The organism is Streptomyces kurssanovii, from assembly GCF_040677245.1.
GTDB lineage: Bacteria > Actinomycetota > Actinomycetes > Streptomycetales > Streptomycetaceae > Streptomyces > Streptomyces kurssanovii.
The window spans coordinates 66,995-76,445 of record NZ_JBFAQK010000031.1 but is presented as its reverse complement, the minus strand read 5'-3'; the positions used below and the strand labels follow the sequence as shown (position 1 = coordinate 76,445).

Below are 9,451 nucleotides of genomic sequence, written 5' to 3'. Positions count from 1 at the left end.
AGGCCGTAGGGGGAGATTGAGGCGCGGGGGTCCGGGGGCGGAGCCCCCGGTCACGCGCCCGGCGCAGGCGTCAGTGCGGTGCCGCGTCCAGCGTTCGGGTCAGGGCGTCCAGCTCCTCGCGCAACGCGCGGATCCGCGCCGGCGTCAGCCCCGTCGCCTCCGCGATCCGCCGCGGCATGCCGAGCGCCTTCTCGCGCAGCGCGCGCCCCGCCTCCGTCGGCCGGGCCGTCACCGAGCGTTCGTCCTCCGTGCTGCGCCGGCGTTCCACGTAGCCCGATGATTCGAGGCGTTTCAGCAGGGGGGACAGCGTGCCGGAGTCCAGGCGCAGGTGTTCGCCGATCTCCTTGACGGGCAGTTCGCCGTGTTCCCACAGGACGAGCATCACCAGGTACTGCGGGTACGTGAGGCCGAGGTCCTTCAGGACCGTGCGGTACACGCCGTTGAACGCCCGGGACGCGGCATGCAGCGAGAAGCAGATCTGGTGTTCGAGGCGGAGGAAGTCCTCGTCCGGGACGTCCGCCAGTGTCTTCTTCTCCATGCCCCCACCCTACCAAGCCGCGACCAATTAAGTTGTGCTCAATTTAATTGTGTGCTTTGATTTGGGTCATCGGTTCCCGACCACGACGAAGAGGGATGCACTCCATGGACGCCATCTACACCGCTGTCGCCACCGCCAACGGCCGCGAGGGCCGTGCCGTCAGCTCCGACGGCCAGATCGACCTCCCGCTCGCCTTCCCCGCGGCCCTCGGCGGCAACGGGCAGGGCACCAACCCCGAGCAGCTCTTCGCCGCCGGGTACGCCGCCTGCTTCGCCAGCGCCATGGGCGCCATAGGCCGCCAGGAGAAGATCGACGTCAAGGACGCCTCCGTGACGGCGGAGGTCAGCATCGGCAAGGACACCGACGGCGGTTTCGGTCTGTCCGTGATCATGCGGGTCGAGCTCCCCGACCACCTCCAGGGCGAGGCCGGCCAGGAGCTGCTGAAGAAGACCCACGCGTACTGCCCGTACTCGAAGGCCACCCGCGGGAACCTGCCGGTCGAGATCGTCGTCGAGTAATCACCGTTCGATCGCTCTGCGTGATCACCCCTGGCCGGCGCCCGGCTTTCTCCTGGCGCCGTGACCGCTCCCGCGGCGACGGAGCATGCTGGAAGGGGCAGGGGAAAAGGTGCTCGGCCCGGTGATTGCGCTTAGCTTGGCGTGGACCGGACCCGCACCAGCAGGCCGCGCTGTCGTGAGCAGCGTCCGAAGGTGGTGAAACCGTGTCGGACACCGACGCCCCGAACCACGCCCCGCCCGCGGAGAACGACCTTGCGGCGGCCCTTCTCGAGGTGCTGTTCGCCCGATCCGCGGGAGCCCTCCATGTGCTCGACGACCAGCTGACCGTGGTCCGGGCCGACGGCCCGGACGCGGCGGCGGACGTCGCGGGCGCCTTCCTGGGCCGGCCGTTCACCGAGGTCTACCGGCTCGACGAGCCGCACACGGCGGAGAGTCTGCTCCGGGAAGTCCTGATCAGCGGCAGGCCGGCGACGGACCAGGTGTTCCGTGGGCGCCGCGTCGACGAGGAGGGCCCCGCGCGTCGCTTCCACATGGAGGCCTACCGCCTCGAGGACTCCCGCGGGCGTTCACTCGGGCGGGTGCTGGCCTGCATGGCGGATGTCACCCAGCGTGAGAAGGCCCGCAGGCGCAAGGCCGCCCTCGCCTCGGTGCGGGAGGCCGTGGGCCGGACGCTGGACGTGACGGCGACGGCGGAGGCGTTCGCCGGCGCTGTCGTACCGGCGTACGCGGACATCGCCGTGGTGGACGTGCTGGACGACGTGCTGCGCGGCACCGTCCCCCTCGCCGGTCCGCCGGACCGGGACGTGCCCCTCCGGCGCGCCGCCTTCCGCAGCTGCGACGAGGCCGCGGTGCCGGCGCGTCCCGTGGGCGACGTGCGGGGTCTGCCCGATCTCACGCCGTACGGCAGGGTGCTCGCCGACTTCCAGCCGCGGCTCGTCGCCCTCGACCGGGACGCGCCCTGGCTGAGGGCCGACCCCGGCCTGGCCCGGGCGATCCGCGCGTCCGGCGCGCGTTCCATGATCGTGGCGCCGCTGTCGGTGCGCGGCGCCCCGCTCGGGCTGGTCACCCTCTACCGGTGCGAGGACGCCGAGCCCTTCGAGGAGGCGGACCGGACCCTGGTGCTCAGCCTGGCCGCCCACACCGCGCTCAGCATCGACAACGCCCGCAGGTACGAGTACGACCACACCGTCGCCTCCACCGTCCAACGCCGGCTGCTGCCGCCGAGGACCGCCGCGGGACCGGCCGTCGAGACCGCGCACCTGTACCTGTCCGGGCACAAGAGCGGCTGCTGGTTCGACACCATCGGCCTGTCCGGCGCCCGGACGGCGCTGGTCGTCGGCGACGTCAGCGGGGAGGGCATCCAGGCCGCGGCGGCGATGGGCCAGTTGCGTATGGTCATCAACGCGCTGGCCGCGCTGGACCTCGAGCCCGACGAGCTGCTGGCCAGGCTCAACGACACCGCCAACCGGCTGGCCAGGGAACGCGCGGCGCTGCCGCCGGGGGACCCGCTGCATCGGCAGCCGTTGACGGCCACCTGCACCTACGCCGTGTACGACCCCTTCACCCGCGTCTGCGCCGTCGCCCGCGCCGGACACCCGGCGCCGCTCGTGGTCCGCCCGGACGGCAGCGCGTCGACACCCGACGTGGCCGAGGGACCGATACTGGGCTCCTTCGACACCGCACCGTGCCCGGTCACCGCCGTCACCCTCGAAGAGGGCAGCGTGCTCGCCCTCTACACCGGCGGGCTCGATCACGACGGGGCCCTCGCGTGGCCCGCCAGGAAGGCCCTCGCCCACCCGGACCACGAACTTGCCGAACTCTGCGACGCCGTCGCCTACACCCTGCCCGCGGACGCGGGCCCCGAAGGGATCGCACTCCTCCTCGCGCGTACGGGCAGTGTCGTCGCGGACCATGTGGCCGAGCTGGAACTGCCGCACGAGCCGACGGCACCCGCTCTCGCCAGGACCTTCGCCCGTGATCTCCTCGCCGCCTGGGACATCGGCGAGGAGACGATCTTCGGCACCGAGCTGATCGTCAGCGAACTGGTGACCAACGCCGTGCGCTACGGCACCCCGCCGCTGCGGCTGCGGATCATCCGGAGCGACACCCTCACCTGCGAGGTGCACGACGCCAGTTCGGTCTCCCCGCACCTGCGTCACGCCCGCACCGTCGACGAGGGCGGGCGGGGACTGTTCATCGTCTCGGAGCTCGCCGGCAACTGGGGCACCCGCTACACCGGCGGCGGCAAGGTCCTGTGGACCGAACAGCCCTTGCCGCCACCGGACTGATTCCGGCGGGCCTCAGCGCCGCGCGGGACCGGGGGCCGTGCCGCTCAGGACCACGGTCCGGTTACCGCGAACGTCGTGCCGGGCGCGTAGCAGTTGAGGTACATCGTTTCGCCGTCCGGCGAGAACGTGACGCCGGCGAACTCGCCGTACTCGGGGTCTTCCGGCGTTCCGGTGTTCTGCGCGTTCCTGGCCGCCGGGTAGACGTTGCCGCGCCGGGTGACGCCGTACACATGCTGCTCGCCGCCGCCGTCCTCGCACACCATCAGGCCGCCGCTGGGTGCCAGGCAGATGTTGTCGGGGGACTCGCCGGGCAGTTGGATGTCCGTGTCGGGGCCGAAGACGATGACCAGGGTGAGGCGCCGCCGGTGCGGTTCGTACTTCCACACCTGACCGAAGTGGTCTCCGGCGGACCCCTCCGAGCTGCGGGCGTAGCTGGACACGAAGTACACCGACCGCCCGCCCCAGTAGCAGCCTTCCAGCTTCTGCGCGTGGGTGATGCCCTTCGGCCCGAAGTCCTGGAGCCTGATGGGTGTTTCCTTCGCCTGGCTGTCCGGCACGGGCACCCATTCGACCCCGTCGAACGACGCGCCGGTCTCCTGGATCTGCGACAGGTCCGGCACGCCGGGCACCCGCATCGCCTCGAGTGCGCCGCCGGCGCGGAGCGAACCGGTGCCGCCCAGCGGCTTGTTCGGCAGGAAGCGGTAGAAGAGGCCGAAGGGGCGCTGGAAGGCGTCCTCCGTCTCGTACACGATCCCGGTCCACGGGTCGACCGCGATCGCCTCGTGCTGGAAGCGGCCCATCGCCGTGAGCGGCACGGCGCCGGTGCGGTGCGGATCGGCGCCGTCGACCTCGAAGATGAAGCCGTGGTCCTTGGTGTAGCCGTTGGTGCCGGCCCGGTCCTCGTTCTCCTCGCAGGTCAGCCAGGTGTTCCAAGGCGTGGGCCCGCCCGCGCAGTTGACCGCGGTGCCGGCGATGGCGACGCGCTCGGAGCGGACGTCGCCCCGGCTGTCCAGTTCGAGCACGGTGCAGCCGCCCTTGGCGGCGGGGTCGTAGGTCAGGCCCTCGACGGTGGGCACGCCGATCCTGCCGGTGTGCCGGTTCTCGTGGTTGCGGACGAGGTGGATCCGTCCGCGGCGGCCGGCGAACGCGGCCATGCCGTCGTGGTTGCCGGGGACGCGTCCCTCGCCGGAGAGCATCGGTTCGCCCTCACGGGACAGGACCTTGTAGCGGAAGCCTCTGGGCAGATCGAGCAGACCGTCGGGGTCGGGGACGAGCGGGCCGTATCCGGAGTGTCCACGGGCGACCGCGGTGCCGGCGAAGAGCTCGGAGAACGCACCGCTGAAGAGGATCCCGGCGCCGACCGCGCCGGTGCCGGCCAGGACTTGACGTCGTGTTGCGGACATGAGGCAACTCCCTGTTGGGGGCACCCCCGTGCCGTAGGCGATGGGGGAGGACAGGTGACCCGCACGTGTGTATCACGCAGAAAACCCGACATGTAACCGTGCGGGCCCCTGTGCCTCGAGGTGTCGGTGTGTTAGACGAGCGACGCCGAGAGGGTGATCGTCGTGCCGGTCAGGGCCTGGCTGACCGGGCACTTCGCCTTGGCTTCCTCGGCGGCCTTGACGAAGGCGGCCTCGTCGAGGCCGGGGACCTCGCCCTCGACGGTGAGGTGGATGCCGGTGATGCCCTCACCCGGCTGGAAGGTCACCTCGGCGCTGGTCTCCAGGCGGGTCGGCGGGTGGCCGTCGCCGTCGAGGGCGTGCGAGAAGGCCATGTTGAAGCAGCTGGAGTGCGCGGCCGCGATCAGTTCCTCCGGGCTGGTCCGGCCGCTCTCGGCGGGCTCGGTCCGGGCGGCCCAGCTGACCGGGTACTCGCCGATGCCGGAGGAGTCCAGGGTGACGACGCCCTTGCCCTTGAGGAGGCTGCCTTCCCAGACGTTGTGAGCCTTACGCGTGGTGGCCATGATGGTTCCCTTCAGATCGGGTTACGAGCCCAAACCTACTGCGCCACCAAGGCCTTCGCGTCGCGTGCCAGCGCGGTGAGCCGGGAGATCGCCCGGAAGTACTTCTTCCGGTAGCCGCCGTTCAGCATCTCGTCACTGAAGAGCTTGTCGAACGGCAGGCCGGAGGCGAGCACCGGCACCTCCCGGTCGTAGAGCCGGTCGGCGAGCACGACCAGCCGCAGTGCGGTCGACTGGTCGGGCACGGGCCGGACGTCCGTGAGGCACACGGCGCGCAGGCCGTCGGTCATGGCTCCGTAGCGGCTGGGGTGCACCTTCGCGAGGTGCTCCAGCAGATTCGGGAAGTCGTCGAGGGACGCGTCCTTCGTGGCGTACGCGGCCTTCGTGACCTGCTCGTCCGAGTACGGGGGAGGGGCTTCCGGCAGCCCGCGGTGACGGTAGTCCTCGCCGTCGATCCGCAGCGGGCGGAAGTGCGCGGACAGGCCCTGGATCTCCCGGAGGAAGTCGGCGGCAGCGAAGCGTCCCTCGCCGAGCTTGCCGGGCAGCGTGTTGGAGGTCGCCGCCAGCGCCACGCCGGCGTCGACGAGCCTGCCGAGCAGCGTGGAGACGAGGACCGTGTCGCCCGGGTCGTCCAGTTCGAATTCGTCGATGCACAGCAGCCGGTGCCCGCTCAGGGTCCGCACGGTCTGCTGGAAGCCGAGCGCCCCGACCAGGTTGGTCAGTTCGACGAACGTGCCGAACGCCTTGAGCGAGGGGTCCGCCGGGGTGGCGTGCCACAGCGACGCGAGCAGGTGCGTCTTGCCGACGCCGTACCCGCCGTCGAGGTAGACGCCGCGGGGGCCGGCCGGGGCCGCCGCGGCCTTCCTGGCGAACCAGCGCCGCTTCCCGCCGCCGGCGGGGTGCGCCGTGCCGAGGCCCGCGGCGAAGTCGCCCAGCACCTTGACCGCCTCGGTCTGGCTGGGCTGGTTCGGGTCGGGCACGTACGTCTCGAAGCGGACCGAGTCGAAGCGCGGCGGCGGCACCATCTCGGCGACCAGGCGGTCGGCCGGGACGTGCGGCTCGCGGGCGCACAGCGACAGGGGAACGGCTTCGGTTATCGGGCTGGTCGGCACAGTAACCAACTCTAAGGGCCTGCTCCGCGGATCGTGGCCGGGGCCCCGGGTGCCCCGGCCGGGGCGGGTCCGCGTGCCAGACTGCACCGTATGCGACGCCTGTTCCCTGTGACCGACCAGACAACCGCAGCCGGCGACCGGGAGTGGTCGCTGGACGACCTCGCCGACGCCTACGCGTACCCCGAGCGGGGCCCTGCCGCGGGCGGCGAGGGGGATGTCCACGGCAGCCCCGGAGCGGGACCGGCCGAGGCGCGGAGCGCCGGTGCCGGCGTGTGGCTGCGCGCGAACATGGTCTCCTCCCTCGACGGTGCGGCCCAGCACGACGGCCGCTCGCAGCCGATCTCCTCCGACGCCGACATGCGGATCTTCGGCACCCTCCGGGGCCTGGCCGACGCCGTGGTGGTGGGGGCGGAGACGGTGCGCATGGAGGGCTACCGGCCCGCCCGCGCCCGTGACGCCTTCGCCGCGCGCAGGGCCGCCGCCGGTCAGGGCCCGGCTCCGGTGATCGCCGTGGTCAGCGCCTCGCTGAATCTCGACTTCTCGCTGCCGCTGTTCACCGAGCCGCTGGTGCCGACGCTGCTGCTCACCGGAGCCGCGGCCTCGCCGGAGCGCGTCCGGGAGGCGGAGCGGGCCGGAGCGGAGGTCGTCGTCGCGGGGGACGGGCCGGGTGTGGAACCGGCCAGGGCGGTGCACGCGCTCGCGGAGCGCGGCCTCGTGCGCCTGCTGACGGAGGGCGGCCCGAGGATGCTGGGTCAGTTCGCCGCCGCCGGGGTACTGGATGAGCTGTGCCTGACGGTGTCACCGACGATGACGGTGGGGGACGCCCAGCGCATCGCCGGGGGACCGCTGCTGCCCGATCCCGCGCGGTTCGCACTGGATTCCGTATTGGAGGAGGCGGGCTTCCTTTTCACGCGGTACCGGCGGCTCTGAGCCGGTGCTTTCCGAGGTGGCTTCGAAGGCGACTTCGGGCAATTAGCGGAATCTCCCGTTCCGCTTAGCGTCCGGCGGGCACACTTGATTGCGCACCCCGTGTGGGCACGGGGAAGGACGGTTTCCGCAGTTTCCGCAGAAGGGCTCCTGAGGTGTTCACAAGCGTATTGATGATCGAGAAGCCCCTGACGTCGGAGGACGTGGAATTCGTCACCACGCTGCACGGAGAGGAAGGCTCCTCCTTCATCGTGCTGATGCAGCCGCGTGGTGATCAGGCCGACGTCCTGCTGCGCGCCATCGACGACGTGGCGATCGGCGACCTGAAGGACGCGGTACGGGAGGGCGAGGAGCCCGAGGGCGCGGAGGCCAAGGCGCCCGCGCAGCGCTCACTGGAACACTCGGTGGCCGCCCTGCGCGCGGCCGGCTGCGAGGCGGTCGGCCACCTGGTGGAGGACCACCCGCTGGACAAGCTGAAGTCGGTGGTCGACGAGGCGGACGCCGACGAGGTGATCGTCCTGACCGAGCCGCACTACGTGGAGGAGTTCTTCCACCGCGACTGGGCCTCCAGAGCCCGGCACAAGGTGGGCGTGCCGGTGCTGAAGCTCTTCGCGCACAGCGAGTGAGCGGCGAGCGGGTCCGGAGCGGAGGGCCGCAGGCAATAGGGTGGGCAGCCGCACGTAGTCGTACATCTTGGGGAGAGAAGACCATGGCACCCGCCGTCCCTGGCGCGATGGAACGCCCGCACTTCATCGGCATCGGCGGAGCCGGCATGTCGGGCATCGCCAAGATCCTCGCCCGGCGCGGCGCGAAGGTCGCCGGCAGCGACGCCAAGGAGTCGGCGACCGCCGAGGCCCTGCGCGCCCTCGGCGTCACCGTGCACATCGGGCACGCGGCGGAGCACCTCGCCGACGACGCCACCAGCGTCGTCGTCTCCAGCGCCATCCGCGCCGACAACCCGGAGCTGGTGCGCGCGGCCGAGCTGTCCGTGCCGGTCGTGCACCGCTCCGACGCGCTCGCCTCCCTGATGACCGGCCTGCGCTCGATCGCCGTCGCGGGCACCCACGGCAAGACCACCACGACCTCGATGCTCGCCGTCGCCCTGACCGAGCTGGGACTCGACCCCTCGTACGCGATCGGCGGCGACCTCGACGGGCCCGGCACCAACGCGCGGCACGGCGACGGCGACATCTTCGTGGCGGAGGCGGACGAGAGCGACCGCAGCTTCCAGAAGTACGACCCCGAGGTCGCGATCGTCCTCAACGTGGAGCTGGACCACCACGCCAACTACGCCTCGATGGACGAGATCTACGAATCCTTCGAGACCTTCGCCGGCAAGATCGTCCCCGGCGGCACGCTGGTGATCTCCGCCGACCAGGCCGGAGCGGTCGAACTCACGGCCAAGGTCCGCGACCGCTCCTCGGTGAAGATCGTCACCTACGGCGAGTCGGAGGACGCGGACGTCCGCGTCCACAAGATCACCCCGCGCGGGCTGACCAGCGAGGTCACCGTCCTGCTGGACGGCCGCCTGCTCACCTTCACGGTCTCCGTCCCCGGCCGCCACTACGCGCTCAACGCGGTGGCCGCACTCGCCGCCGGTGTCGCCCTCGGCATCCCGGCGCACAACCTGGCCTCCGCGATCGGCGCGTACACCGGCGTCAAGCGCCGCCTGCAGCTCAAGGGCGAGGCCGCGGGCGTCCAGGTCATCGACTCGTACGCGCACCACCCGACGGAGATGACCGCGGACCTCGAGGCGATGCGCGGCGCGGCGTCCGGATCACGGCTGCTGGTCGTCTTCCAGCCCCACCTCTTCTCGCGCACCCAGGAGCTGGGCACCGAGATGGGGCAGGCGCTGGCCCTCGCGGACGCCTCGGTCGTCCTCGACATCTATCCCGCCCGTGAGGACCCGATCCCCGGCATCACCAGCGAGCTGATCACCGACGCGGCGCGCGCCGCCGGCGCGGACGTCACGGCCGTCAGCGACAGGACGGCCGTCCCCGAGGTGATCGCGGGAATGGCGAAGCCCGGCGATCTCGTTCTCACCATGGGCGCGGGCGACGTCACGGACCTCGGTCCGGACATCCTGGCCCGCCTGTCGAGCTGAGGAG

General features: G+C 71.6%; 9 protein-coding genes. 5 read left to right on the top strand and 4 right to left on the bottom strand.

Annotated features, from left to right (window positions below; translation table 11 throughout):
• Positions 1-70 precede the first annotated feature (70 nt).
• Positions 71-538, bottom strand: a complete 468-nt coding sequence (locus AB0K36_RS21830; RefSeq protein ID WP_364596876.1) for a MarR family winged helix-turn-helix transcriptional regulator — start codon at positions 536-538, stop codon at positions 71-73.
• Between the two features lie 104 nt (positions 539-642).
• Here AB0K36_RS21830 and AB0K36_RS21825 point away from each other — a divergent pair, with 104 nt between their 5' ends.
• Positions 643-1,056, top strand: coding sequence for an organic hydroperoxide resistance protein (locus AB0K36_RS21825; RefSeq protein WP_189471616.1), 414 nt, complete (start codon positions 643-645; stop codon positions 1,054-1,056).
• Positions 1,057-1,259: 203 nt separating this feature from the next.
• Positions 1,260-3,344 (top strand): SpoIIE family protein phosphatase, encoded by a 2,085-nt coding sequence (locus AB0K36_RS21820; protein WP_364596873.1) that lies wholly within the window; start codon positions 1,260-1,262, stop codon positions 3,342-3,344.
• Positions 3,345-3,388: 44 nt separating this feature from the next.
• Here AB0K36_RS21820 and AB0K36_RS21815 read toward each other — a convergent pair whose 3' ends face one another.
• From AB0K36_RS21815 to zapE, 3 genes are all read right to left on the bottom strand, one after another.
• Positions 3,389-4,747 (bottom strand): alkaline phosphatase PhoX, encoded by a 1,359-nt coding sequence (locus AB0K36_RS21815; RefSeq protein WP_364596870.1) that lies wholly within the window; start codon positions 4,745-4,747, stop codon positions 3,389-3,391.
• A gap of 131 nt (positions 4,748-4,878) precedes the next feature.
• On the bottom strand, positions 4,879-5,307 hold the full coding sequence (locus AB0K36_RS21810) for an OsmC family protein (protein ID WP_364596867.1): 429 nt from the start codon (positions 5,305-5,307) through the stop codon (positions 4,879-4,881).
• A gap of 35 nt (positions 5,308-5,342) precedes the next feature.
• Positions 5,343-6,425, bottom strand: coding sequence for a cell division protein ZapE (gene zapE, locus AB0K36_RS21805; protein ID WP_435877905.1), 1,083 nt, complete (start codon positions 6,423-6,425; stop codon positions 5,343-5,345).
• Between the two features lie 81 nt (positions 6,426-6,506).
• Here zapE and AB0K36_RS21800 point away from each other — a divergent pair, with 81 nt between their 5' ends.
• From AB0K36_RS21800 to murC, 3 genes are all read left to right on the top strand, one after another.
• Positions 6,507-7,346 carry a pyrimidine reductase family protein gene (locus tag AB0K36_RS21800; protein WP_364596861.1) on the top strand — a complete coding sequence of 280 codons (840 nt, stop codon included), beginning with the start codon at positions 6,507-6,509 and terminating at the stop codon, positions 7,344-7,346.
• Between the two features lie 152 nt (positions 7,347-7,498).
• Positions 7,499-7,969 carry an indole-3-glycerol phosphate synthase gene (locus AB0K36_RS21795; protein ID WP_189471599.1) on the top strand — a complete coding sequence of 157 codons (471 nt, stop codon included), beginning with the start codon at positions 7,499-7,501 and terminating at the stop codon, positions 7,967-7,969.
• An 83-nt stretch (positions 7,970-8,052) separates the two neighbouring features.
• Positions 8,053-9,447: a UDP-N-acetylmuramate--L-alanine ligase gene (murC, locus tag AB0K36_RS21790; RefSeq protein WP_364596858.1), complete on the top strand. Its 1,395-nt coding sequence runs from the start codon at positions 8,053-8,055 to the stop codon at positions 9,445-9,447.
• Positions 9,448-9,451: the final 4 nt, after the last annotated feature.

Excerpts from the sequence above, each read along its gene's own strand:
- AB0K36_RS21830 (WP_364596876.1), bottom strand. The coding sequence starts at position 538 with ATGGAGAAGAAGACACTGGCGGACGTCCCGGACGAGGACTTCCTCCGC.
- AB0K36_RS21825 (WP_189471616.1), top strand. The coding sequence starts at position 643 with ATGGACGCCATCTACACCGCTGTCGCCACCGCCAACGGCCGCGAGGGC.
- AB0K36_RS21815 (WP_364596870.1), bottom strand. The coding sequence starts at position 4,747 with ATGTCCGCAACACGACGTCAAGTCCTGGCCGGCACCGGCGCGGTCGGC.
- AB0K36_RS21810 (WP_364596867.1), bottom strand. The coding sequence starts at position 5,307 with ATGGCCACCACGCGTAAGGCTCACAACGTCTGGGAAGGCAGCCTCCTC.
- AB0K36_RS21800 (WP_364596861.1), top strand. The coding sequence starts at position 6,507 with ATGCGACGCCTGTTCCCTGTGACCGACCAGACAACCGCAGCCGGCGAC.
- murC (WP_364596858.1), top strand. The coding sequence starts at position 8,053 with ATGGCACCCGCCGTCCCTGGCGCGATGGAACGCCCGCACTTCATCGGC.